The 25460-nt window shown below is 65.3% G+C and carries 23 protein-coding genes; 17 read left to right on the top strand and 6 right to left on the bottom strand.

All coding sequences use genetic code 11. The features are described 5' to 3' along the window. The 6 genes from B0G38_RS07390 (at position 1) to B0G38_RS07365 (ending at position 3930) form a co-directional block, all read left to right on the top strand. The gene (locus B0G38_RS07390) at positions 1-1212 is read left to right on the top strand and encodes a TadA family conjugal transfer-associated ATPase (protein WP_264668823.1); all 1212 of its coding nucleotides are present in this window, start codon (positions 1-3) and stop codon (positions 1210-1212) included. Further along, complete coding sequence (locus B0G38_RS07385) at positions 1209-1988, top strand: type II secretion system F family protein (RefSeq protein WP_264668822.1); 780 nt, start codon at positions 1209-1211, stop codon at positions 1986-1988. Before B0G38_RS07390 ends, B0G38_RS07385 begins: the two co-directional genes overlap by 4 nt. 218 nt (positions 1989-2206) lie before the next feature. Then, entirely contained in the window at positions 2207-2638 is a 432-nt protein-coding gene (locus B0G38_RS07380) for a type II secretion system F family protein (protein WP_264668821.1), read from the top strand. Between the two features lie 142 nt (positions 2639-2780). After that, positions 2781-3083 (top strand): DUF4244 domain-containing protein, encoded by a 303-nt coding sequence (locus B0G38_RS07375; RefSeq protein ID WP_169993558.1) that lies wholly within the window; start codon positions 2781-2783, stop codon positions 3081-3083. Between the two features lie 74 nt (positions 3084-3157). Next, the gene (locus B0G38_RS07370) at positions 3158-3547 is read left to right on the top strand and encodes a TadE family type IV pilus minor pilin (RefSeq protein ID WP_264668820.1); all 390 of its coding nucleotides are present in this window, start codon (positions 3158-3160) and stop codon (positions 3545-3547) included. Beyond that, the gene (locus tag B0G38_RS07365; RefSeq protein WP_264668819.1) at positions 3544-3930 is read left to right on the top strand and encodes an Rv3654c family TadE-like protein; all 387 of its coding nucleotides are present in this window, start codon (positions 3544-3546) and stop codon (positions 3928-3930) included. The genes B0G38_RS07370 and B0G38_RS07365 overlap by 4 nt, the downstream gene beginning before the upstream one ends. A gap of 4 nt (positions 3931-3934) precedes the next feature. Here B0G38_RS07365 and B0G38_RS07360 read toward each other — a convergent pair whose 3' ends face one another. Further along, on the bottom strand, positions 3935-6277 hold the full coding sequence (locus B0G38_RS07360; protein WP_264668818.1) for a DEAD/DEAH box helicase: 2343 nt from the start codon (positions 6275-6277) through the stop codon (positions 3935-3937). Positions 6278-6370: 93 nt separating this feature from the next. Continuing rightward, the gene (locus tag B0G38_RS07355; protein WP_264668817.1) at positions 6371-7045 is read right to left on the bottom strand and encodes a GNAT family N-acetyltransferase; all 675 of its coding nucleotides are present in this window, start codon (positions 7043-7045) and stop codon (positions 6371-6373) included. Between the two features lie 98 nt (positions 7046-7143). Here B0G38_RS07355 and trhO point away from each other — a divergent pair, with 98 nt between their 5' ends. Continuing rightward, on the top strand, positions 7144-8037 hold the full coding sequence (gene trhO / locus B0G38_RS07350) for an oxygen-dependent tRNA uridine(34) hydroxylase TrhO (protein ID WP_264668816.1): 894 nt from the start codon (positions 7144-7146) through the stop codon (positions 8035-8037). Between the two features lie 64 nt (positions 8038-8101). Here the strand turns inward: trhO and B0G38_RS07345 are convergent, their stop codons facing one another. Then, on the bottom strand, positions 8102-8719 hold the full coding sequence (locus B0G38_RS07345; RefSeq protein WP_264668815.1) for a GNAT family N-acetyltransferase: 618 nt from the start codon (positions 8717-8719) through the stop codon (positions 8102-8104). Between the two features lie 88 nt (positions 8720-8807). Here B0G38_RS07345 and B0G38_RS07340 point away from each other — a divergent pair, with 88 nt between their 5' ends. From B0G38_RS07340 to proC, 5 genes are all read left to right on the top strand, one after another. Continuing rightward, on the top strand, positions 8808-10349 hold the full coding sequence (locus tag B0G38_RS07340; RefSeq protein ID WP_264668841.1) for a DUF7059 domain-containing protein: 1542 nt from the start codon (positions 8808-8810) through the stop codon (positions 10347-10349). Between the two features lie 74 nt (positions 10350-10423). Continuing rightward, positions 10424-11077, top strand: coding sequence for an ArsR/SmtB family transcription factor (locus tag B0G38_RS07335; RefSeq protein WP_264668814.1), 654 nt, complete (start codon positions 10424-10426; stop codon positions 11075-11077). A 141-nt stretch (positions 11078-11218) separates the two neighbouring features. Continuing rightward, the gene (topA, locus tag B0G38_RS07330) at positions 11219-13945 is read left to right on the top strand and encodes a type I DNA topoisomerase (RefSeq protein WP_264668813.1); all 2727 of its coding nucleotides are present in this window, start codon (positions 11219-11221) and stop codon (positions 13943-13945) included. 39 nt (positions 13946-13984) lie between these two features. Then, the gene (locus tag B0G38_RS07325) at positions 13985-15010 is read left to right on the top strand and encodes a Ppx/GppA family phosphatase (protein ID WP_264668812.1); all 1026 of its coding nucleotides are present in this window, start codon (positions 13985-13987) and stop codon (positions 15008-15010) included. A gap of 237 nt (positions 15011-15247) precedes the next feature. Further along, complete coding sequence (gene proC, locus B0G38_RS07320; RefSeq protein WP_264668811.1) at positions 15248-16102, top strand: pyrroline-5-carboxylate reductase; 855 nt, start codon at positions 15248-15250, stop codon at positions 16100-16102. Positions 16103-16105: 3 nt separating this feature from the next. Here the strand turns inward: proC and B0G38_RS07315 are convergent, their stop codons facing one another. After that, positions 16106-16744, bottom strand: a complete 639-nt coding sequence (locus B0G38_RS07315) for a potassium channel family protein (RefSeq protein WP_413542043.1) — start codon at positions 16742-16744, stop codon at positions 16106-16108. Between the two features lie 37 nt (positions 16745-16781). Beyond that, the gene (locus B0G38_RS07310; RefSeq protein WP_169993536.1) at positions 16782-18194 is read right to left on the bottom strand and encodes a TrkH family potassium uptake protein; all 1413 of its coding nucleotides are present in this window, start codon (positions 18192-18194) and stop codon (positions 16782-16784) included. Between the two features lie 190 nt (positions 18195-18384). Between B0G38_RS07310 and B0G38_RS07305 the strand changes: the two genes are divergently transcribed. The 3 genes from B0G38_RS07305 to gdhA all read left to right on the top strand — a co-directional run bounded on the left by B0G38_RS07305 (position 18385) and on the right by gdhA (position 21594). Continuing rightward, entirely contained in the window at positions 18385-19533 is a 1149-nt protein-coding gene (locus B0G38_RS07305; RefSeq protein WP_264668810.1) for an acetoin utilization protein AcuC, read from the top strand. An 80-nt stretch (positions 19534-19613) separates the two neighbouring features. Then, entirely contained in the window at positions 19614-20078 is a 465-nt protein-coding gene (locus B0G38_RS07300; protein WP_264668809.1) for an ArsR/SmtB family transcription factor, read from the top strand. A 175-nt stretch (positions 20079-20253) separates the two neighbouring features. Then, on the top strand, positions 20254-21594 hold the full coding sequence (gene gdhA / locus B0G38_RS07295) for an NADP-specific glutamate dehydrogenase (RefSeq protein WP_264668808.1): 1341 nt from the start codon (positions 20254-20256) through the stop codon (positions 21592-21594). Positions 21595-21692: 98 nt separating this feature from the next. On the opposite strand, the gene B0G38_RS07290 is transcribed toward gdhA, so the two are convergent. Next, positions 21693-22931 (bottom strand): alpha-hydroxy acid oxidase, encoded by a 1239-nt coding sequence (locus B0G38_RS07290; protein WP_264668807.1) that lies wholly within the window; start codon positions 22929-22931, stop codon positions 21693-21695. A gap of 235 nt (positions 22932-23166) precedes the next feature. Between B0G38_RS07290 and B0G38_RS07285 the strand changes: the two genes are divergently transcribed. Then, positions 23167-24087 (top strand): N-acetylglucosamine kinase, encoded by a 921-nt coding sequence (locus B0G38_RS07285; protein ID WP_264668806.1) that lies wholly within the window; start codon positions 23167-23169, stop codon positions 24085-24087. Between the two features lie 222 nt (positions 24088-24309). Next, on the top strand, positions 24310-25422 hold the full coding sequence (locus B0G38_RS07280) for a 3-deoxy-7-phosphoheptulonate synthase (protein WP_264668805.1): 1113 nt from the start codon (positions 24310-24312) through the stop codon (positions 25420-25422). Positions 25423-25460 lie beyond the last annotated feature (38 nt).

The following is a 25460-nucleotide window of genomic DNA, read 5'->3' as shown; positions in this document are numbered from 1 at the left end:
ATGGCTTTATCAGCTGGCTCCCGCGGCCGGCGTGCCGCAACCGGGCCTGTAGGGTCCCCGGTCAACCTGGCACCGTTCCGGGATGCAGTGTTGTCCGACCCGTCGCCAGTCACCGGAGCCCGCGTGGCAGCGGCCGTGCAGTCGAGCGGCCAGCTTCTGGGCACCGACGGTGTGCTGGAGGCCGTGGAGAACCTAACGGCCGACCTGCGGGGGCTGGGGCCGCTGCAGCGGCTGGCGCTGGAAGGGACGGTCACGGACATCCTGGTCAACGGGCCCTCCGAGGTGTGGACCGACGGGGAGCGGGGCCTGCAGCGAAGCCAGGTCACCTTCGGCAACGATGCAGAGGTCCGCGCCTTGGCTACCCGGCTGGTGACCGCCGGCGGCCGCCGGCTCGACGACGGCAACCCGTGTGTGGACGTGCGCCTGGACGGGTACCGGGTTCATGCGGTGCTGCCGCCCGTTTCGACCCAGGGAACGCTGTTGTCAATCCGCATCCGCAGGCCCCGCGTGTTTACCCTCGCCGAATTGGTCGGGCCTTCCTCCGGTTGGCTGCCGTACCTGGAAGCAGTGGTGGCCGGACGGTTGAACTTCCTGATCAGCGGTGCCACCGGTTCAGGCAAGACCACCCTGCTGTCCGCGATGCTCGGGCTCTCCGCGTCCTTTGAACGGCTGGTCTTGGTCGAAGACGCGGCCGAGCTCAATCCCGACCATCCGCACGTTGTCGGACTGCAAAGCCGGCACAACAACCTGGAAGGCAGCGGCAGCGTGGATCTGGGCGAGCTGGTCCGTCAAGCCCTGCGGATGCGTCCGGACCGGCTGATTGTGGGGGAGTGCCGGGGCGCAGAGGTGCGCGAGTTTCTCGCTGCCATGAACACCGGCCATGCCGGGGCGGGCGGCACCGTGCACGCCAATTCGGCCGCCGGTGTGCCTGCCAGGCTGGCGGCCATGGGCGCGCTCGCCGGTTTGGAACCCCAGGCGCTGGCCCTGCAGGCCAGTACGGCATTGGATGTGATCATTCATTTGGACCGCACAGCTGCCGGCAGGCAGATCAGGGAGCTGGCGCTGCTGCGGGCCACCCCGGCGGGAAATCTCGAAACGGTACCAGCCCTGGCTGCCCGCGGCAGCATGATGGAATTCGGGCCCGGCTGGCAGGAACTGGAGCCCAGATTGTTTGAGCCGGGAACGGACCCAGCGGGAACAGCCGGATCATGACGGCACTGCTGGTGATGTTGCTGTGCCTGGCAGCCATCGTGGTCCTGGGCTACGGGAAGCGTCGGCTGGCTCCGTTCAGTGCCGAGCTGCGCCGGCCGCAGCCCCGCCGGCGTTCGGGCAAAAGCGGCCGGGACAGCGCCGATGAACTGCCCATGTTCGTGCGGCAGGTGGCTTCCTTGCTGCGCTCGGGACGTACTCCGGCCCAGATGTGGGCAGACATTCTCCGGGTCTACGGACCTGACGAGTTCCAACCGGAAGCAGGCCGGCATTCACCCGGGGCCTCGCGGGCGGACCGCCCGGGGGAGGGCCTCCCCGCCCTGCTTGTGCCTGGCATGCGGTCGGCCGGACAAGCGGCCGAGCTTGGATTAAGCGTCGGCTCCGCCCTGCGCCAGGCCAACGTACCAGTAGGGACTCGGTCGCCGGCGGCCGCAATGGCCAAGCGCATGTGGCAGGACATGGCGGCGTGCTGGGACGCTGCCGAACAGACTGGGGCCCCGCTGGCGGTCCTGCTGGAGAATTACGCCGGTCATTTGCAGCACTCCCTGGACGGGGCAGCTGCCCGGCGTACTGCATTGGCCGGCCCACGTGCCACGACCACACTGCTGACGTGGCTTCCGATCTTCGGCCTTGGCCTCGGCATTGCCATGGGTGCCGATCCTCTTGGCATCCTTCTGGGGACCCCGGCGGGCTGGGCCATCCTGGCGGTGGGGTTGGGGCTGCTGGCAGCGGGTCGGCTCTGGTCCCAGCATCTGGTCAGCCGCGCTGCCGACGGATAAGTCCGTATGTGCCGAGGGAGAGGACCGACATGGCTGGGTTGATTATCCCGCTGCTCATCTTTGGAGCGCTGTGGCTGCTCGTGGGACCTTGGCCACGTCTCCGGAAACGCAGGCGGGATCGCGTCCCGGCCGGGACGTCACACCGGTTCCGTGCTGTGAAGCGGCAGTCGTCGGATGCCGGAGCCAGCCACACAGGGGCCGCCAGTGGCAGCGTTGGTGTGAGCGCACCCGACACGGCGCTGATGCTGGATCTGCTCGGGGCCATGATCCAATCCGGTACCTCGCTGCCTGCCGCGGTGGCTACGCTTGCCCAGGTCGCCGAACCAGGCAGCAGGGAACGGCTGGATAAAGTCGCCTCGGCCCTGCAGCTCGGAACGGAGTGGCACACGGCCTGGGGCCTCGTCGGCAGGGACACTCGACTGGACGAGATACAGGAGGCGCTGCGGTTCGGAGCGGCCACCGGCGCGCCATCCGCGGCGATCCTGTATGCCCAGGCGGACCAGTTGCGCCGCCGCCGCAGGCAGGAAGCCGAGCGGCGTGCGGCCACCTTGGGAACGCGGCTTGTCCTGCCCCTGGGCTTGTGTGCGCTGCCGTCCTTCATCAGCCTTGGCATCGTGCCGGTGCTGATCTCGTTGCTCCCTGACCTGTGAAAAAGTGCCGGAGTCAGTCATCCTCCACACACTCTCTTCCAAATGGGCTTGTGCACTTGAGCCAAAACGTCGCTGTTACGTCGGCCGGCTCGGCGGCAGGCTCGTAAGTACCGCAACATTGCGGCTCAACCAGGAGGTAGAAATGTCATTGTCACGATCAACCCAGTTCTCCCGTTCTTTCGACGGCTCCGCCGCGGCAGAAGCTTCCGCTGAATCGGAGGAGCTCGCCGAGGTCATTCAGCTGCCGCTCCCGCATGTCGACGAAACCACCAGCCGCGGCTGGCGCAGGCTGACCGGCTCGGAAGCGGGAATGGCGACGGCCGAATACGCGATCGCCACGCTTGCTGCAGTGGGCTTTGCCGGGCTGCTGGTGCTCATCCTGCGCAGCGGGGAGGTGCGGGGGCTCTTGACGGGCCTCGTGGAAATGGCACTGACCGCGGTGTGAGACCTGTGCTCAAGCGACGCGATTCCTGCTGCCGCGGAAGGCATACGCCCGGCGCGGCAGCAGGAAAGACCACGATGTCCCGCCGTCAGGACGGTGACCGCGGGTCGGTCACCGCGGAGACCGCCATCGTGCTGCCGGCAATCGTGGCGGTCCTGGCCATGCTGCTGGCCGGCGCCGCCGCCGGGTCAACACAATTGCAATTGGAGAAGGCCGCACAGACAGCCGCCCGGCAGTTAGCCCGGGGCGAAACGGCCGCGGTGGCGGCCTCCGCCGTCCGCAGGATTGCGGGCAGCGGGGCCACGTTGGCAAGCGGAAACGCCGGCGGCTGGGTCACCGTGAGGACCACTGCGGCGGTACCAGTTCCCTGGGCCGGCGTCGGCGGCTGGACCCTGGCCGCCGAAGCGACGGCACCGGCCGAGCAACACGCGGTTTCGTCGGCGGCGGTCACGGGAGCGGGGAAATGACGCGGGACGCGATCGCGCTGCGCGAACGCGGTTCCGGCACCGTGATGGCGGCCGCAGCGGCACTGGTGATGTGCTTTCTGGCGGCGGGGCTGGCGGCGGGAATGCAAGCCAGTACCGCCGTCGCCCGTGCGTCCAAGGCTGCGGACCTTGCTGCCCTGGCAGCCGCCGATGCAGCCCGTGGGCTGCTGGACGGGGACCCGTGCGGCTTGGCCGGCGAAGTTGCACGCGAGCATGGCGCTGGGCTGGCGAATTGCCGCCGGCACGGAGCGGCGGGGGCCGTAGTGGACATCGATGTCACTGTTCCGTTACCGCAGCTGTTCGGTATGGTGCATGCGCCATGGAAGGAAGCCGAAGGGCGGGCAAGGGCAGGGCCGCCGCCCTGATCGGTCAGCGCGCTGCTTCCGCCGCGGGCACATCGGCCGCGGCGAGCAGCGCGTCGATCAGCATTACGGCACCGGACTTATCCAAAGGGTTGTTCTTGTTACCGCACTTGGGGGACTGCACACAGGACGGGCAGCCCGACTCGCATTCGCAGGCATGGATGGCGTCCCGGGTGGCGGTGAGCCAGGTCCGGGCAGCGTCGTAACCCCGTTCAGCGAAACCAGCTCCGCCCGGATGGCCGTCGTAGACGAAGATGGTCGGTTTCCCGGTGTCGGCATGCAAGGCCGTGGAGACTCCGCCGATGTCCCATCGATCGCTGGACGCTACCAACGGCAGCAGCCCGATACCGGCGTGCTCGGCGGCATGCAGCGCTCCGGGAATCCTGGCCGTAACCAGGCCGGCCGCGGCCAGGTCGGCCTCGTCGATGGTGAACCAGACGGCCTTGGTAAACAGTTCCCGCGCACCCAATTCGAGCGGTTCTTCCCCCAGGATCTCGTTGGAGATGAAGGCCTTGCGCTGGAAGGAGACCACCTTCGTCGTGACTTTGACTTCCCCGAAGGAAGCACGGACCCTTCCCCAGTCTGCACCGCGCAGTTCCTCCAGCACTTCGATCTGGGTGATGTCGCGTGCCTGCGTGTAGTAATCGGGATTGGACCGGGTGACCATCGCACAATGGTCCTGTTCATTGAGCTCGTCGACGACGTAGGTAGTGCCCTGATGGACGTAGATGGCTCCGGTGTGCGCCTGGTAATGGGACTGCGGCGAGTCCATTGTGCCCAGCAGCATGCCCGACTCCGATTCGACGATGTTGATGGGCCCACCGCCGTCACCCCGGAGGTTCACCAGGGACGCTGCGCTTTCGGCATGAGTCCAGTACCAGCCCGCGGGACGACGCCGCAGATAACCGTCTGCCGTGAGACTGGCCAGCAGGGATTCGGCTGTGGGGCCGAAGAGATCCAGCTCTGCCGGAGTCAGCGGCAGCTCCTGGGCCGCCGCACAGAGGTGTGGACCGAGGACATAGGGGTTTGACGGATCAAACACGGTGGCTTCGACGGAGACGTCGAAAACCGCCTCCGGATGGTGCACGAGATAAGTGTCGAGTGGGTCGTCACTTGCCACGAACGCTGCCACTGCATCCTGCCCGGCCCTGCCGGCCCGACCGATCTGTTGGAACAGCGAGGCCCGGGTGCCGGGCCAGCCTGCGACCAGTACCGCATCCAGGCCGGAAATATCGATACCCAGCTCCAGGGCGGAAGTACTCGAAACGCCGAGCAACTGACCGGACCGGAGCTTGTTTTCAAGCTCCCTGCGTTCCTCGGGCAGGTAGCCGGAGCGGTAGGCTGCGATCCGTCCGGGCAGGGAGGGATGGACCTCTTCCAAGAGCCGCTTGGTAATACTGGAGATGGTTTCCGCCCCGCGCCGTGACTTGATGAAGGCGATGGTCCGGACGCGTGCGGAGACAAGGTTGGCCAGCAGATCCGCGGTCTCGGCTACTACGGTCCGTCGTTCGCGGGCGCCGTTTTCGCCCTTGAGCTCCGTTAGCTGGGGCTCCCAGAACGCTACGGTGGTGGCACCGTGGGGCGAACAGTCCGTCGTCACGGCGTTGGCGTCGGCACCGATCAGCCGGCTAAAGGATGAGGCTGGATCGGACGACGTGGCGGAGGCGCCGATGAAGACAGGGTCGGAGCCGTAGCTGGCGCAGATCCGCCGCAACCGGCGCATCAAATTGGCCACATGGGAACCGAAAACGCCGCGGTAACTGTGGGCTTCATCGACGATGATGTACTTGAGCCGGCGGAAGAACCGGGCCCACCAGGTGTGGTTGGGCAGAATGCCAAAGTGGAGCATATCCGGATTCGCCAGGACGAAATTGGCGTGGTCGCGGATCCAGCGGCGGGCACCCGGGTCCGTGTCGCCGTCGTACGTTTCGGCACGCACCGTCGGCAGTTTGAGGGATTTGATGGCGGACAGCTGGTCAGCGGCGAGCGCTTTGGTCGGAGCCAGATACAACGCGACGGATCCCGTGGGTTCCAGCCTGGCCTGGTCCTCCAGTGATGTGCGGTGGATCGAGTCCAGTGCCGGGAGCTGGTAAGCCAGCGACTTCCCCGAAGCGGTACCTGTGGCAATGATTGTGTGGCGGCCAGCGTGGGCCGATTCGGCGGCGAGGACCTGGTGCCGCCATGGCTGGTGCATGCCCAAGGTAGCGTAGGCATCGACGACATCGGGGTGCGCCCAATCCGGCCAGGGTTCGTGGACGGCATCCCGTGCAGGCAGTTCGCGGACGTGCATGAGCTGTTCGGGGTCCGGACCGGAGCCGAGCAGGGGGATCAGGGAATCATGCAGTGCCACCCGAATATTGTGTCACCTCCCGGAAGCAGACGGCGCCGCTGCCACCTGGGGCAGCGGCAGGCAGGAACGCGGGGGCGCCTGCCACCAGTGCGCCTAAGCGGCGTCCGAGGGCTTGAGGATCAGGACATCGCACACCGTGTCCCAGCCCAGGTGCTGGTAGAGCATCCGCCCGTCGTGCGAGGCGATCAGCAGGCCTGTTTCCACAAGGTGCTCGAACGCTGAAGCTGCCAGGGCCCGCATGATATGCGTGGCCAGGCCGCGGCGGCGGAAGTTCTCACCGGTCTCGATGTGGTCGAAGACTGCAACGCCGTCCACTACGGCCATTACGCCGTGGGCGGCTTCCTCCTCGCCGTACATGACACGGGCGCGGTGCACGCTGCCGTCCCGGTCGATGACGGTCTTGAAATCTGTGTCCCGGTACCAGGGATCCTCGGCGTCCTGGTCCGACATGTCGGTAACCATCATGGACTGGTCACTGTGATGGACCCTTAAGCCGTGCTGCGGCGCCAGCATATGGTAACGCTGGGGATCGCGGGTCAGCACGGTAAGCATGCGTTTAGGGGACTCCAGAGTGTTCCTGGCCAGATCCGCGAACTCCTCGTCACCGGGTTCGTAGGCAAAGAACTCCCAGTCGCCGGTCTTGTCGGAGAGCACGATGGCCGGATGCCCGGCTTCGCGAGCCGGGGAATAGCCGCGGCAGGCTGACCATCCGGCAACCCACGCCGGGAGCAAGTTATCAGGTACGTCTGCAGTGAAATCGAGGCCCATAGGTAGACAGTACCGAACCAACAGCGTGGGCGGCATCCGAAGTAGATGACAACAAGGTCACAATAACCGGTTTGCCATCTGCGCTTACCCTTAAATACGTGGCTGTAAACCGAATTGTGCTTTATTACGCGTTCACCCCCTTGCCGGACCCCGAAGCGGTACGGCTGTGGCAGCGCGCCCTCTGCGAAAAACTGGGACTGCGGGGCAGGATCCTTATCTCTGCCGACGGCATCAACGGCACCGTCGGCGGGGACATCGGTGTTGTTAAGCAGTATGTGAAGGCCACCCGCGAGTATCCGGCGTTCAAGAAAATGGACATCAAATGGTCGGAAGGCGGTGCAGAGGACTTCCCTCGGCTGAGCGTAAAGGCCCGTGACGAAATCGTGTCCTTCGGCGCACCAGGCGAGCTCAAGGTCGACGAGAACGGTGTGGTCGGCGGCGGGACGCACCTGAGGCCGGAGGAACTGCACGAATTGGTGGAGGCCAAGAAGCAGGCTGGCGAGGACGTGGTTTTCTTTGACGGCCGCAATGCGTTCGAGGCACAGATCGGCAAGTTCAAGGACGCCATAGTCCCGGATGTCGCCACCACCCACGACTTCATCAAAGAGCTGGAATCCGGCAAGTACGACGACCTCAAGGACAAGCCCGTGGTGACGTACTGCACCGGCGGCATCCGGTGCGAAGTGCTCTCTTCGCTCATGGTCAACCGCGGTTTCCAGGAGGTCTACCAAATGAAGGGCGGCATTGTCCGCTACGGCGAGACGTTCGGGGACGAGGGCCTGTGGGAAGGCTCGCTCTACGTCTTCGACAAGCGTATGCACATGGAGTTCACTCCGGAAGCGAAGACCATCGGTGAATGCGTCCGCTGCCAGGGGGCGACGAACAAGTTCGAGAACTGTTCGAATCCGAGTTGCCGCAACCTCACCCTGTACTGCACCGAGTGCGCGTCGAACCCCGAGACCCTCCGCTGCCCGGACGGCTGCGCCGCCTAAGAAGGGCCTCCGGGCCCACAGCCGGTTCCAGCCCCATGCCAGGACCGGCTTGATCGTCCGGCAGCTATGCCTCCACGGGTAGCTCGCGGGCGGAACCGGTGGATTCCATTGGCCCGGCCTCGGGCCACAGCCCGGCCGAGGCGTCCTGCGGCTCGACGACCTCTTCCTCGGACTTGAAGATCCGCAGGCCGCGCGCCTGGTAGTTGGCCAGGGCTGACGGTCCGTCCAGCGAGCAGGTGTGGACCCATACCCTGCTGACCGGCGCAAAGCGCTCCCACCGGGTGTCCAGTTGCCACGCCTGCTGGATCCCTTCGGTCAGCAACGCGCCGCCGAAACCTCGCCCGATGAACTCCGGGAAGAGCCCGAAGTACACGATCTCCACTTCGGTTCCCGCGGCGCCCGGACGTCCCATCAGTTCCACATAGCCGGCCGGCGAGCCTTCCACCCACAGCACCCAGGTTTCGGATCCGGGGGTACGCAGCACTTCGTCCCACTGGGCGCGCGTCAACGCCAGGCGGTCCGACCAGTTCCATCCGCTGCCGACACACCGGTAGAGGAACTTGCTGAACTCGGGACTGATGCTGCGGACCTGATCGATCCGGGCATCCGGCGGCAGCGGGCGCGATCCCGGAACCAGCTGCTCGGACGAGGTCTGTTCCAGATGGGTGGTGGTAACAAGCATTGGCCCATTTAACCATTCCTGCCCCGCGCCTAGACTTTGATGCGTGACTGAGTTCAATAGCGGCAATATCCGGGACGCCCCGCAGAGTATGGACCTGCAGCTGATGGCGGCCCTGGCCAAGGATCTGACGGCGCTGGATTACACCGTGGACGGGGTCCAGCAACTGCTGGGCGACGAAGCCTACGCGGCCTTGGACCGGGACCAGCTGGTTCCGGCCCAGCTGGTAACAGATCGCGAACTTGCCGCTGCCGGGCCCAAGCCGTTGGCCGCCGTCGTACGTTTGTGGCTGCTGGGCGGCACGCTGGACCGGGACCAGCTGGCATCGGCTTTTCCCGCCGTCACGCCGGAAGGCCTGCTGGCGCTGGGGCTGATAAACAACGACGGCGGACGCTTCCGTCCCGCTGTTGACCTTCGGCCGTACGCGTTCGATGAAACGCAGCTGTGGGTGGCCAGCGACCTGGGTGCGCATCAGGCGCCCGGCGTGCTGCGGCGCGACCACGTCCTCGGGATCGGGCAAGCCTCGCTGACGCTGGCGCAACTGACCGTCCGCGCTCCGGTGGAACGTGCACTGGATCTGGGTACCGGCTGCGGCATCCAGCTCTTCCACCTGCTGGGCCATGCGCGGCATGTCACGGCTACGGACATTTCGGAACGCGCATTGGCCTTCACCCGGTTCAACCTGCTGCTCAACGCCGGGGCACTGGACCTGGACCCGCGGAACCTGGCGGCGCGGGTCAGCCTCCGGCTGGGCAGCCTGCTCGACCCGGTGGCCGGCGAGCAGTTCGGGCTGGTGGTGAGCAACCCGCCGTTCGTCATCACACCGCGGACCGGGGAGACGGCCGACGAGGAGCAGTTCACGTACCGCGACGGCGGACTGCCCGGTGACGATATTGTCTCCACGCTGGTCCGCCGGCTGCCCTCGGCGCTGGAGACAGGCGGGGTGGCGCAGCTGCTGGGAAACTGGGAGATTCCCGCCGGTGCAGGTTCCTGGCATGACCGGCTCGAAGCCTGGCTCGATCCGAAAACCGAGGCCTGGGTGATCCAGCGTGAACAGCTCACCCCATCGTCGTACGCACAGACCTGGCTGCGGGACGCTTCGGAAAACCGCGATCCGGATCTCTACGGGCGTTCCTACGCGGCGTATCTGGAGGATTTCGCTTCCCGCGATGTGGAGAGCGTGGGGTTCGGGATGATCTGGCTGCGGCGCACCGAAAGCGCTGCGCGGCTGCGCAGGTTCGAGGAGATCGGCTATGCCATTGAGCAGCCCATCGGCGCGCATCTGGCCGCCGCCGTTGAACGGCACGACTGGCTCCAGACACATGCGGGGGACTTCGCGGACCAGCGGCTGCAGCCGGCCGAGGATGTCACGGAGGAACGCCATCAGCGCCCGGGGGCTGAACATCCGGGGGTGATCCTGCTGCGGCAGGGAGCCGGCTTCCGCCGCACCAATCTGATGAGTTCGGAGCTCGCGGGCTTCGTCTCCGCCAGCGACGGCGAACTGACCGTCGGCCAGCTCGTGGCTGCGCTCGCAGCCCTGCTGGAGAGGCCGGACACGGAATTCGCCGAGCAGCTGACCTCCGAGGTGCGCAACCTCGTGGCGGACGGCTTCCTCGTTCCTGCCGAGGGATAAGTGCCTTAATCGTTGCCGTTTCGCAAGTGAACCGGCTCACGGCGGCGCTCTGAAGGGCATTAGACTTACCTTCCATGACCAAAGGTGCAGCGCCATTTACCGACCCAGCGCCCGGCGAAATTTCCGGAGCCGGGGCGCCGGCGGGCTCGGGGGACCGGGTCAACATTTCAGATGCGAGGGCCATCCGGGCGCTCGCCCATGCGGTGCGCCTGAAAGTGATCGAGGAACTCTTCGATACGCAGCAGCCGGCCACTGCTACGGAGCTGGCGCAGCGGCACGGACTCACGCCGAGTGCCATGAGCTACCATTTGCGGGCCTTGGAAAAGTGGGGCTTCGTCAAGCGCAGCGCCAACCAGGGCGACGGCCGCGAACGGCACTGGCAGGCAGCCGCGGGTCGCCTTGACGTAACCTCGGTGGCGGACAGCCGGGCGGCAACTCTCGGCGTCGTCGATGTTGAGCTCAATGACCTGCGCCAGCGCCTCTCCAAGTACGTCAAGCGGGACAGGCAGGCACCGAACCCGGACACCTGGCGCCAGGAGGGCCACCTTGCCGCGCTGAGCACCGGGCGGTTCTATCTGACCGAAGAGCAGCGTGCGGATCTGGGCCGACGGATCGGCGAGATCCTGCTCGAGTTCAGCCCCACGACAAATCCGGAAAACCGGGGCGAAGACGCCCAAAAGCTGTACTACGTATTCTCTTTCCTGCCAGGGGATATCGACGACGCGTAGACCTCCCGCTGGCCCGGTGCCTCCACCCGGTTTTCTTCGTTGTGCCATTCTTGGGGCTAACCTAGAGCTGGCAGCTGTCCCGGATACTTGAGGGACAGGATGCATCTGCCGCACCGACACAGCAATTGACGTAGGAGAATCGTGCCACCCAAGGCCCGCGAAAAAACCGGTATGAAACTCGTCATTGTCGAGTCTCCTGCCAAGGGCAAGACTATTGCCGGGTATCTCGGCGAGGGTTTTGAGGTCACGGCCTCGATGGGCCATATCCGGGACCTGCCGCAGCCGTCCGACCTGCCGGCCGAGCTGAAGAAAACGTCGGTGGGCAAATTCGCCGTCGATGTCGAGAAAAACTTCGAGCCTTACTACGTGGTCTCTGCGGACAAGAAGAAGAAAGTCGCCGAGCTCAAGAGCCTGCTCAAAGACGCCGACGAGCTCTATCTCGCAACTGACGGTGACCGCGAGGGCGAGGCCATCGCGTGGCACCTGCTTGAGGTGCTCAAGCCCAAGGTCCCGGTACACCGGCTGACCTTCCCCGAAATTACCCGCGAAGCCATCCAGCGCGCCCTGCTGGAAATGCGCGATGTGGACACGGACCTGGTGGACGCCCAGGAAACGCGCCGCATTGTCGACCGGCTCTTCGGCTATGAGCTGTCCCCGGTGCTGTGGCGCAAGGTCAAGGCCGGACTCTCGGCCGGCCGCGTGCAGTCCGTCGCCACCCGCCTGGTGGTCGAGCGCGAACGTGAGCGCATGGCCTTCCGCTCCGCGTCCTACTGGGATCTGTTGGCCACGGTCGAGCCCGAGGATGCAGCCAAGGGCGGCGCATTCAAGGCCAAGCTCGTTTCGCTTGACGGCTCCCGTGTGGCCACCGGCAAAGACTTCAACGACACCGGTATGCTCACCGCCAAGTCCGCTGTGCACCTCGATGAGGCGGCTGCTTCGTCCCTCGCCGATGGCTTGCGCACGGCTGAGTTCGCCGTCCGTTCGGTGGAGAACAAGCCGTATACCCGCCGTCCGGCCGCGCCGTTCACTACCTCGACGCTGCAGCAGGAGTCCGCCCGCAAGCTGCGCTTCTCCGCCCGGGTCACCATGCAGGTGGCCCAGCGGCTGTACGAAAACGGCTACATCACCTATATGCGTACCGACTCGCCGGCGCTGAGCGACCAGGCTGTCAACGCCGCCCGCCGCCAGGCCTCGGAACTTTACGGCCCGGAGTACGTGCCGGACGCCCGCCGCGTCTACAAGGGCAAGGACAAGAACGCCCAGGAAGCCCACGAGGCAATCCGTCCCGCCGGTGACTCCTTCCGCACGCCGGGCCAGGTCCGCAGCCAGCTCAGCAGCGACGAATACAAACTCTACGAACTGATCTGGAAGCGCACGGTCGCCTCCCAGATGGCCGATGCCAAGGGCTCGACCTCCACCGTTCGTCTGGGCGCGGTCGCTCCGGACGGCCGGGACGCAGTGTTCTCGGCTTCCGGCACGGTCATCACCTTCCCCGGCTTCATGGCCGCCTATGAGGAAGGCAAGGACGCCGCGCGCGATGAGGACGACGACGCCGCCACCGGCCGCCTGCCCCGGCTCGCCGAAAAGGATGCGCTGAAGGCCCAGGACGTTGCCGCCGTCGGACACGAAACATCCGCTCCGCCGCGCTACACCGAAGCCTCGCTGATCAAGACCTTGGAAGAGCGCGGCATCGGCCGGCCGTCCACCTACGCGGCGACCATTTCCACCATCATGGACCGCGGCTATGTCAGCACCCGCGGCTCGGCCCTGGTGCCGAGCTGGATCGCGTTCTCCGTGGTCCGCTTGCTCGAAGAGCACTTCCGCGACTACGTGGACTATGACTTCACGGCAGCGCTCGAAGAAGACCTGGACCGCATTGCCCGAGGCGAGGCGAAGCGGGTGGACTGGCTCGACGGGTTCTACTACGGGGACCGCAAGGAAACGGGCCTGAACACCATCGTCAACGACCTGGGCGAAATCGACCCGCGGGAGATCAACTCGATCCAGATCGCCGAGGGCATCACCCTGCGCGTGGGCAAGTTCGGGCCCTACCTGGAACGGGCCGCGGTGCTCGATCCGGAAACCGGCGAACTGGCCGACCCACAGCGCGCGAATGTTCCGGATGATCTGGCGCCGGACGAACTGACCGCGGAAAAGGCCGTGGAACTGATGGAGAACCAGGGCCCCGGCGAACGCGAACTGGGGCAGGACCCGGAGACGGGCCGCACCATCGTGGCCAGGGAGGGCCGCTACGGTGCGTACGTCACCGAGATCATTCCCGAGCTCACGGCCGAGGAGCTGGCGAACCAGCCCGTGGAGTACTACAAGAACGGCAAGCCCAAGCCGCCGAAGAAACCGGTCAAGGTCAAGCCGCGTACCGGTTCCCTCTTTAAGTCCATGACCGTTGAGACGGTCACACTGGAAGACGCACTGAAGCTGATGAGCCTGCCCAGGGTGCTGGGCGCAGATGCCGAGGGCAACGAAATCACCGTGCAGAACGGCCGCTTCGGCCCGTACTTGAAGAAGGGCACCGACTCCCGCTCTATCGGTTCCGAAGAAGAGATCTTCACCATCACGCTGGAGCAGGCGCTGGAGATCTACTCCCAGCCGAAGCAGCGCGGTGGCCGGACCGCGGCGCCGCCGCTGGCCGAGTTCGGCACGGATCCCGTCTCGGAGAAGAACATCGTGGTCAAGGACGGCCGCTTCGGCCCGTACATTACCGACGGCGCGACCAATATTACGGTGCCCCGTTCGATGAGCATCGAGGAACTGACCCGCGAACAGGCCATTGAACTGCTGGCCGAAAAGCGAGCCAAGGGCCCGGCCAAAAAGCCAGCCACCCGGCGCAAGGCCACGGCCAAGAAGTAAGGGACAACCAGCCATGCTGTCAGCCGACATAATAAGAGCATGCGTCTAGGCGTTCTCGACATCGGTTCGAACACCGTCCACCTGTTATTGGTGGATGCCCATCCGGGTGCCCGGCCCGTTCCGTTCGCCTCGCACAAGCGCCCGCTGTCGCTGGTGGCTTATCTGGACGGCGCCGGAAACATCAGTGAAGCCGGCCAGCAGGAGCTGATCGGGTTTATCCGGGAAGCGTGGGCTTTCGCCGGCCAGCACAGCGCCGAGGACATGTTGGCGTTCTGCACCTCAGCCATCCGCGAGGCAGCCAACGGCGACGCCGTGCTGGCCCGCGTGCAGGCCGAAACCAACGTGGCTCTGCAGGAACTGACCGGTCCGCAGGAAGCGGCGATGACGCTGGTAGCGGTCAGGCGTTGGTACGGCTGGGGCGCCGGCACCATTCTGGACATGGACATCGGCGGCGGCTCATTCGAAATGGCCATCGGGCAGGATGAACAACCGGAGGTTGCAGCATCGGTTCCGCTGGGTGCCGGACGGTTGACCCGCGACTGGCTGCCTTCGGATCCGCCCAGCGCCGGCAGCGTTAAGGACCTCAGGCACTACATCAGGGAAACTCTTGCGCCGGCCGTTAAAGAGTTCGACGGCGCGGGGTTGCCGGATCTCGTCGCCGGCACTTCCAAGACGTTCAGGTCCTTGGCCCGCATCACGGGAGCGGCTCCGTCCGCTGCCGGTCCATATATCCGCCGCGAGTTGCGCCGCGAGGATCTCTCCCTGTGGACCCAGCGGCTGTCCGCCATGCCGGCCAGCGACCGGGCCAACCTGCCCGGTGTGTCGCTGGTGCGGGCACCGCAGCTGCTGGCCGGGGCCCTGGTTGCGGCGGCGGCCATGGAAATGTTCAACGTCAGCTCGATGTTGATCTGCCCTTGGGCCCTGCGCGAAGGACTCATCCTCAAACGTTTCGACCATCTGCTGTACGACAGCGATGCACCTGTCCGCCCGGTGGGGACCGCCCTCGTCCAGAAGGCGCTGGAACCAGCTCCGACGGTCGAAAGGCTGGGCAGCGCGATACCTTAGCCAGCATCTGGTTAAAGAGAAGGTGCCGGCACGACCTGCGGACGGTTGGGGGAGACATCCGCGGTGTTGCCGGCACCGGACCAGGAGACCCGATCCATAATCACTCGCACCTTTATGAGGTACTCATTACGGTAGGTTTCCTTGTTGGGACCTCGCCTTTAAGAGGCTGGGAAAAGACTGTGAATCAGGGCCGACACAGAACATGCCGGGCCAATGGGTGCGTGATTCAATGGCAACATGACAGCGCAGATTACTGACACCACCGGCCGGATCGTCTTTCTGGGATGCGGTTCCATGAACGAAGCGGTGCTCGCGGGCCTGTTGGCCACCGGCACTGCTGCAGCGAACGTGACGGCCACGGTCCGCCGGAGCGAGCGGGCGGAGGAACTGCGCAGCCGCTACGAGGGTTTGACCGTGCTGGCCGAAAACGAGGACGCGCACGCCAACATCAAGGCGGTGGAGGGCGCCGCGCTGGTGGTGCTGGGGGTTAAGCCGGTCGGCATTGTGGACTTGTGCCGCAGCATTGCGTCCGCGCTGTCGCCGCATACGTTGGTCCTCAGCGTTGCGGCCGCAGTCACGATCGCCACCATGGAGGCTGCGCTGCCCGAGGGCCAGCCACTCGTGCGTACGATGCCCAACACACCGCTCAAGGTGGGCCGCGGCGCCGTCGGGCTCTCGGCCGGCAGCAATGTTACCGAGGAACAACTGGCGGCGGCAGCCGCGGTGTTCTCCGGCGCAGGCACCACAGTCATCGTTCCGGAAGAGAACCTCGACGCAGTCTCAGCTATCAGCGGTTCGGGCCCGGCCTATGCCTTCTACCTTGCCGAAGCGATGGCGCAAGCCGGCGTGAAGCTCGGCCTCGATCCGGAGCTGGCCATGGTGCTAGCCCGCGATACGGTTGCCGGCGCCGGCGCCATGCTGGCCCAGGACGGCGCAGACCCCGCGGCGCTGCGCAAAGCGGTCACCAGCCCCAACGGAACCACCGAGCGCGCTATTGCCGCCTTCGACGAGGCTGGGCTGCCGGATATCATCGCCGCTGGTGCGCGTGCGGCCGCCGAGCGTGCTGCGGAGATCTCCCGCGAACTCGCCTGAGCGCTACGGCCGCGCCGCGAACCGCTCCAGGAGGTCCACATGGCCCGACACGATCAGCATGTCGCGGCTGGACACCTTGGTCTCGGGCCGTGCGTAGGTGAAATCCTCGCCGGGCGACTTCACGCCGACCACGGTGATGCCGTACTTGGAGCGGACCCCCGACTCGCCGAGGGTGAACCCCTGGGTCTCCTTCGGCGGGTACATCTTCACGATCGCGAAACCGTCGTCGAACTCGATGAAGTCCAGCATCCGGCCGCCCACCAGGTGCGCAGCGCGGCGGCCGGCGTCGGCTTCCGGGTAGATCACGTGGTTGGCACCGATGCGGGTGAGTATCTTGCCGTGCGAGGCCGTAATGGCCTTGACCCACAGGTGCTCGATGCCCAGATCCACCAGGTTGACCGTGATCAACACGGAAGACTCGATCGAGGTACCCACACCGACGACGGCGGACGTAAAGTCCTGTGCGCCGAGCTGGCGCAACGCGTCGATGTTGGTGGCGTCGGCTTCGACGATATGGGTCAGCTGGCCGGACCATTTCTGGACCAGGGCAGGGTCGCGCTCGATGGCCAGGACTTCCCGGCCCTGCTTCACCAACTGCTCGGCCGTGGCCGCGCCGAAGCGGCCCAGGCCCACCACCAGCACCGGAGCGTTATGCGCCGGACGGTTGCTGTTCGACTTGTCAGCCAATGATCGGCCTCTCTTCCGGGTAATGGAACAATTGTCGGCTTTCACGCAAGGCTAGCGCGGAGGCCAGGGTGATAGTACCTACCCTGCCGGCGAACATCAGGGCCGAGAGGATGTACTTCCCCTCGGGGGGCAGTTCGGCGCTGAGGTTGGTGCTCAGCCCGCAGGTAGCGAAAGCCGAGATCACTTCGAACAGGACGCGGTCCAGATCCTCATCGGTCATTGACAGCAGCATGCCTGATGCCACGGCCACGAACGTCGCCCCCATAACGATGACGGAGATCGCCACGCGCATGGCACCTTCGGGAACTGTCCGGCCGTAGGCGTTGACGTCCCTGTTGCCGCGCGCCTCGGCGGCAATGGCGAGGAAGACGATGGCGATGGTGGTCACCTTGATGCCGCCGGCGGTCGAGGCCGAGCCGCCGCCGGCAAACATCAGCGCATCGGACAGCAACATCGTGCTGGGTTCGATATTGTTCATATCCACCAGGTTGAACCCCAGGGAACGGGTCATGACCGACGCGAAGACCGAGTGCAGGACTTTGTCCCAAACCGTCATGCCGGCGAGCGTGTCGGGACTGTTCCATTCCAAAGCTCCCCAGCCCACGGCACCAATGACCAGCAGGACCAGCGAGACCTGGATAGTGAGCTTGGTGTGCAAGTTCCACCTGCTGAACCGCCAGCCGCGTTCCAGCAGGACCATGACAACGGGGAAGCCGAGGCTGCCGAGGAAACCTCCGGCCATCAGCGGCAGCAGGATCCATTCATCCGTCTCATAGGGGACCAGGCCATCCGAGTGCGGCGTGAAGCCGGCGTTGTTGAACGCCGAGATGGAGTAGAAGACGCCGTGCCAGACGGCCTCGCCGAACGACTCACCCAGGATGATGAACCGGGGGATGAGCATCAGGGCCAGCGCGAGTTCGATGAGCACGGAGGTGGTGATGACGATCCGCAGCAATGTGCCGACTTCGCCGAGCCGGCCGGCGTTGTTCATGGCCTGCTGGGCGATCAGCTTGCCCCGGACGCCCAGCCGTTTGCTCACCATCAGTGCCAGCATGGACGCCAGCGTCAGGGTGCCCAACCCGCCAATGAAGATACCGAGCAAAATAATCGCCTGACCGAAGAAGGTCCAGTGGGCGGCCGTGGAGACTACCGTCAGTCCGGTCACGCACACGGCCGAAACGGCGGTGAAGAAGGCGTCGTGCAGCGGCGTGATGTTTCCGTCCGCAGCGGCGCTGGGCAGTGACAACAGGCCCGTAAAGACCAGTACAACGCCGGCGTAGACAATAAGGGCCAGCCGCGCCGGAGAACTGTTGGCGACGTTGTCGACAAAATCGCGGATGCTCAGCAGGAAGGAGAGCTTCCCTTGCTTCCGATCCGGCCGGCTGTACGGCTGGTTAATTGTCATACGGTTCGCTTCTGACGGGCTGAGTGGTTTTCGGCGGGTTTGGGGACTTGGTCCTTGCAGTAGTAAATCATCTATCTGTCGTCATCGGGGACGCTAATCATGCACCCCGGCCACCGTTTCGCGTAGCCTGTCCCTGATGCAAGCGAACCCAGCGGCCAGTGTTCCAACTCACGTCATGTGGGATGAGTCGATGCTTGCTTACAACTTTGGGCCGCAACATCCGATGTCGCCGATCAGGTTGGACCTGACTGCACGGCTGTCGGGGGACTTCGGCCTCTTCGAGCGGAACAATGTCTCGGTCGTTGCACCCGAGGTCGCGACGGATGAACAGTTGGAGACCGTGCACGACGCGGAGTATGTTGCCGCCGTACATGCAGTCAGCGCCAATCCGGACGAGCCGGATGAGTCCCGGGGGCTGGGCACCGAGGATGACCCGGCTTTTGCCGGGATGCACGAGGCAAGTGCCCGCCTGGCGGGTGGGACATTGCAAGCGGCGGAAGCCCTGCTGAGCTCGGAAGCCGTGCACGCGGTCAATTTCGGTGGCGGAATGCACCATGCCGCGCGCGACAAGGCCAGCGGCTTCTGCATCTACAACGATTGCGCGCTGGGCATTCAGCGCCTGCTCGACGGCGGGGTCCAGCGCGTCCTGTATATCGACGTCGATGCGCACCACGGCGACGGCACCCAGAATATCTTCTGGAACAATCCGCGGGTGCTCACCGTCTCCATCCATGAGACGGGCATGTCGCTGTTCCCCGGTACGGGCTTTGCCAATGAGATCGGTGGTCCGGACGCGCTGGGCAGCGCCGTGAACGTGGCGGTCCCTCCGCGCACCGGGGACGCGGCCTGGATGCGGGCCTTCCATGCGGTGGTCCCGCAACTGGCACATGCCTTCAAGCCGGAGGTCATCGTGAGCCAGCACGGCTGCGACAACCATGCCCGGGACATCCTCAGCAGCGTCCGCCTCAGCGTCGACGCCCAACGGCAGATGATGCTGGACATTGCGGAGCTGGCGCGTGAGGTGTCTGATGACCGCTGGATTGCCACCGGCGGCGGGGGCTACGACATTTTCAATGTGGTGCCGCGTTCGTGGAGCCATCTGGTGGCAATTGTTTCCGGCCAGCCCGTTCCGTTGCGGGCGGAAGTACCGCAACGTTGGCGGGACTACGTGCTGGAACGCTACGGCCAGACCGCTCCATTGCTGATGAACGACGATGCCCAGCTCTGGTGGCGCTCCTGGGAAGTCGGCTACGACCCCAACGACGCGGTTGACCGCACGGTCATGGCAACCCGCAAGGAAGTGTTCCCGTATCACGGGCTGGACCCTTGGTTTGACTGAGCATAACGATTTCCACGCGGTTGCCCGCCACGGACGTTGCGGGGGATGCCGCACCGCGTATATGTGGCTAGGGTAATGGAATGGTCATCGATGATGTTTTCGCCGTAATCGCAGAGGGGACGCGCCGCGAAATACTCGGCTCCCTGCGTGAGGGCGACAAATCCGTGGGCGAGCTGGTCGAGGAACTCGAGGTCAGCCAGCCTACCGTCTCAAAACATCTCAAGGTGCTGCGCGAGGCCGGGTTGGTCTCGATGCGGGCCCAGGGGCAGAAGCGTTTTTACGCTCTGCAGACGGACCCGCTGCAGGACGTAGCGGACTGGGTTGCCGGCTTCGGCCTGGCGTCGGTCAACCTACCCGTGGAGGAACCGCTGGCGCCTGCCGTGTCGCTGGTCTCGGCCTCCGCTGCGGAGCTGGACGGCGACGGAGAAAACCAGATACCGCCGCAGCTGGGCCGGTCCCTGGGCCATGCGGCCAACCAAGCTGCCAAGCAGGCAGCGGACCTTTTTGCGCACCTGCCGAAGCTGCGGCGCAGCCGCCGCGGCTAGCGGCGGAGGGCCGGATTCATTACGCCGCTGGCGGGCGTTATTTCGTTCCCGTTATCATCTTGACCACCGGGTATGTTTCGATTTGAAGGTTGCGCAGCTGCGTCTTTCAGTCACGAGTTTTTTTCCGTACAGGCACCTGCCCGCACTCCGATAGCTATTGAAGGGACCCACCCCCATGGATGCGAATCTGCTCGAAATCCGGGACGAAGTCTTTCGCCGCAATCCCGGCGAACTTGAATTCCACCAGGCCGTAAACGAGGTTTTTGAAAGCCTGGTCCCCCTCTCGAACAAGCACCCCGAGTATGCAGATGCCGCTATACTTCAGCGCATCTGCGAACCCGAACGCCAGATCATTTTCCGCGTACCGTGGGTTGACGATTCCGGGCAGGTGCAGATCAACCGTGGTTTTCGGGTGGAGTTCAACTCCGCGCTTGGCCCGTACAAGGGCGGACTGCGTTTCCATCCATCGGTCTACCTCGGCATCGTTAAGTTCCTGGGTTTCGAACAGATCTTCAAGAATGCCCTGACCGGAATGCCGATCGGCGGCGGCAAGGGCGGAGCGGACTTTGACCCGCGCGGCAAGTCCGACGGCGAGGTCATGCGCTTCTGCCAGTCCTTCATGACCGAGCTGTACCGCCACATCGGCGAGTACACGGACGTTCCCGCCGGTGACATCGGCGTTGGCGGGCGTGAAATCGGCTACCTGTTCGGCCAGTACAAGCGCATCACCAACCGCTATGAGTCAGGCGTGCTGACCGGCAAGGGCATCGGCTGGGGCGGCTCCCTGGTCCGGCCGGAAGCCACCGGTTACGGCGCCGTGCTCTTCACCGAGGAGATGCTCAAGACCAAGGGCATGTCCTTCGACGGACAGCGGGTTTCAGTGTCCGGCTCGGGCAACGTGGCCATCAACGCCATCGAGAAGGCGCAATCACTGGGCGCAACCGCTATCACGGCCTCCGACTCCGGCGGCTACATTGTGGACGAGGCCGGCATCGACGTCGAACTCCTTCGCCAAATCAAGGAAATCGAGCGCGGCCGTATCTCCGAGTACGCCGAACGCCGCGGCGGTTCCGTCAGCTACGTCGAGGACGGCTCGGTCTGGGATGTCGACGCCTCGGTGGCACTGCCCTGCGCCACACAGAACGAACTCGATGACAAGGCGGCGGCGAAGCTGGTCAATTCCGGTCTGGTGGCGGTGGCCGAAGGGGCCAACATGCCATGCACCGCCGAGGCCACGGCACTGTTCCAGGAAGCCGGTATTCTGTTCGGCCCGGGCAAGGCGGCCAACGCCGGCGGCGTGGCAACCTCTGCCCTCGAGATGCAGCAGAACGCCAGCCGCGACGCCTGGAGCTTCGAGCACACAGAGGAACGTCTCGGTGCCATCATGGTGGGGATCCATGAAAGCTGTGCTGCAACGGCCGACGAATACGGCATGCCCGGCAACTACGTTGCCGGCGCCAACATCAGCGGCTTCCGCCGTGTTGCGGACGCAATGCTGGCCCTGGGCGTCATCTAAGGGAATTTACAGCGAGCGACGGCGGGGCTCACCAAAAAGGTGAGCCCCGCCGTCGTTCCTTGCAGCAGTGTTCGAAGCAGAGTGCTCCCGCCGGTCGGTCAGAGGCCGGCCGGGAGTTTCACATGATCCGGGTTCAGGTCTTCGACCTTGTTGACGCCGAGCAGGCGCATGGTGCGGGCCATCTCGCCGGAAAGGATCTCCAGGGCGCGGTCCACGCCCATGCGGCCGCCGGCCATCAGCCCGTACAGGTAGGCCCGGCCGATGAGGGTGAAATCGGCTCCCAGTGCGATCGCTGCCACGATGTCCCCGCCGCTCATGATGCCGGTGTCCAGCATGATGGACGTTTTGCCTTTCAGCTCCCGCGCCACCTGGCTGAGCAGGTGCAGGGGGATGGGCGCGCGGTCCAGCTGGCGGCCGCCATGGTTGGAGAGCACAATTCCGTCCGCGCCGTAGTCGACTACTTTCCTGGTGTCTTCAAGCGTCTGCAGACCCTTGACCACCAGCTTGCCCTTCCACGTGTCGCGCAGCCAGGCGAGGTCGTCGAAGCTCAGGGTTGGGTCGAACATGGAGTCGATCAGCTCGGAGACGGTCCCCGAGTAGCGCGAGAGCGAGGCGAAGGACAGCGGCTCGTGGGTGAGGAAGTTGAACCACCAGGCGGGCCGGTAGGAAGCGTCCAGCACGGTCTTCGCGGTCAGCGCCGGCGGGATCGTCATGCCGTTGCGGACGTCGCGCAGCCGGGCCCCGCCCACGGGAGTATCCACCGTGACCATCAACGTATCCATGCCCGCCTTGGCCGCACGGTCGATCAGCGCCAGGGACTTCTCGCGGTCGGTCCAGAGGTAGAGCTGGAACCAGTTGCGGCCGTGCGGCGCGGCAGCGGCGACATCCTCGATGGATGCGGTGCCCATGGTGGAGAGCGTGTAGGGGATTCCTGCCGCGGCCGCGGCGCGGGAACCGGCGTACTCGCCCTCGGACTGCATCATCCGGGTAAAGCCGGTGGGAGCGATTCCGACGGGAAGTGCCGACCGCTTGCCCAGCACCTCGGTGCTCAAGTCCACGGTCTGGACGTTGCGCAGGATCCCGGGCCGGAACTCAAGGTCCAGGAATGCCTCGCGTGCCCGGTTCAGGGTGATTTCGGCTTCTGCGGCTCCGTCGGTGTAGTCGAAGGGCGCCTTGGGTGTGCGGCGCTTGGCCATCGCGCGCAGCTCCCAGATGGTGTTGGCGCGCTGCAACCGGGCGGCGCTGCCGAAGGTGGGCCGCTTGAACTGCATCAGCGGGGCGAGATCTGCAACTTTGGGGATCCGGCGTTTGAGGGCCGGGGGCAATTCTTCATGCATGGCTTAGCTCCCTCGTGGGTGGAAACCTATGTGGTCCAACCACAGCCTACGGCATATGGTAGGACCACGACAAGGGCCAGTGCCGCAGGAACTGCGGGAGTCCATCGAGCGCTACAGCCTTGCGCAGCGGTCACGCCGAGAATGCTGCCTGGATCATCCGCCGCCACATTGAAGGCTACTATGCCGAAGCCGGCATGGACTCCGGGTCCGCAGGGTCGCAGTAAGCTCTATCGCTATGGGGCACATTCTGATCGGGCTGGACATCGGCGGCACCAAAACCCATGCCATCCGGCTGGAGGACGGCGCCGTCACGGCCGAAGCCATCGCAGGCAGCGCCAACGTGCAGAATGTTTCCCGCGAAGCGGCGTCCACGGCGTTGGCCGAAGTTTTCTCGGCGCTGGGCGGCAGCGATGCGGACAAGGTGGTCGCCGGTGCCGGCGGGATAGATACAGCGAACGACGCCAGCGCCCTGGCCGGGCTCATCTCGCCTTTTGCTCCGCACGCGGAGATCCGCGCCGTGCACGATTCGCGCCTGGTGCTCGCCGCGGGGCGCGCCCGCCGGGGCATTGCGGTTATCGCCGGTACCGGATCGGCGGTCTGGGGCACCGACGGCGCCGGGCGCGAAGCCCGGGCGGGAGGCTGGGGTTACCTGTTGGGGGACGAGGGCAGCGGCTACTGGCTGGGCCGGGAACTGGTCCGGCACGCACTGCGCCGCCTCGACCAAGGCCTGGAGCCCGATGCGCTGACCCGTGCCCTGCTGGCCGACTGCTCGCTGGCGGACCCGGTTGAACTGATCGCTCATTTCCACGGTCCCACCGGCCGCCGCTACTGGGCGCAGCGCTCGCGGTTGGTTGTCGAGGCAACCGCGGACGATCCGGTGGCCGCGGAGTTGCTGACCGTTGCGGTCAATGATCTCGCGCGGCTCATCGTGCAGGTCGCCGGGCGGCTGGACATCTCCGGGCCGGTGATCCTCGGCGGCGGGCTGGGGGCAAACGTGCCTCTACTGGCCGCAGGCATAGCCGCAGCCCTGGCTCCGCATGGCATCGACGACGTGCGCCAGCTGGACCGGGAACCGGTCTATGGCGTGGACTTGCTCGATGATCCCGCCGGACGCCAAAACCCCGCCGCGTCGGATGTGCCACGGCCGAAGTCATAAACGTCATAATTGCCGCAGCATGGAAACCGTCGCTTATGCTCGTGGACATGACAACCCGTTGGTATGCGTATTTTCCGTTGGCTCTGGAGGGGCCTAACGTGACTGCCTAGCGGCGTGCGCAACCGACACCTTCAGAGCCAACAGGGCAGAGATCATTCTCTGCCCTTCGCCATTTCCACGGCGGGTTCTGATCGGTTCCCGCCACCATAGGACGGGAAAACCATGAATCCGGTACTGAACGCAGACAAGATCCAGACCAGCAATCTGCGGGTCACCTCCTTCAGTGCGCTGCCGACGCCGCAGGAGATCATCGAAGAGCTGCCGGCAACTGCCGAACAGTCCGCCGTCGTCGAACGCGGCCGCGCAGAGATCCGTGCGGTCATGGACGGCGTCGATGACCGGCTGCTGGTGATCGTCGGCCCATGCTCCATCCACGATCCGGAAGCAGGGCTGGACTACGCCCGGCGCCTGGCCTCGGTGGCCCGGCAGCATAGCTCTGAACTGCTCATCGTCATGCGTGCTTACTTCGAAAAGCCACGCACCACCGTGGGCTGGAAGGGCCTGATTAACGACCCACGCCTGGACGGCTCCCATGACGTTGCCACCGGACTGCGGACGGCGCGCCGGTTCCTGCTCGACGTAGCCGACCTCGGGCTCCCTGTGGCCACCGAGTTCCTCGAGCCGATCAGCCCGCAGTACGTGGCGGATCTGGTCAGCTGGGGAGCGATCGGTGCGCGCACCACGGAAAGCCAGATCCACCGCCAGCTCGCCTCGGGACTATCCATGCCGATCGGCTTCAAGAACGGGACCGACGGCGGGCTGCAGGTCGCGCTCGATGCTTGCGCCGCCGCTTCGGCTGCCCAGACTTTCCTGGGCATCGACGAAGCCGGCCGGGCCTCCATGGTCTCGACGGCGGGAAACGCCGATACTCACCTGATTTTACGCGGCGGCAATGCCGGGCCAAATTACGACGCCGCCAATGTTGTCCGTGCCTCGGAGCTGCTGGCGGAGGCGGGGCTGAACCCGCGGCTAATCGTGGACGCCAGCCACGCCAACAGCGGCAAGAGCCACCACCGTCAGGCTGAGGTGGCGCTGGACGTCGCGGCCCAGCTGGAGGGGGCAGGCCACAGCGCCTCCGCCATTGCCGGAATCATGCTGGAAAGCTTCCTCGTTGCGGGCGCGCAGAAACTCGATGTCGCTGACCAAGCCGCAGGCGACGCCGAACTGGTTTACGGACAGAGCGTGACTGACGCCTGCATGGACTGGGAGATGACGGTTTACACCCTCTCCCAGCTGGCCTTGAGCAGTGTTCAGCGCGCCGGAGTGTCCCGCTGAAAAAGCAGCGGGAATCATGTAACGCTTAATCAACAGGG

It is taken from the genome of Crystallibacter permensis (genome assembly GCF_025960875.1).
Taxonomy (GTDB): domain Bacteria; phylum Actinomycetota; class Actinomycetes; order Actinomycetales; family Micrococcaceae; genus Crystallibacter; species Crystallibacter permensis.
Note: the sequence above shows the minus strand (reverse complement) of the source record. Positions and strands in the feature narration are given on the sequence as shown.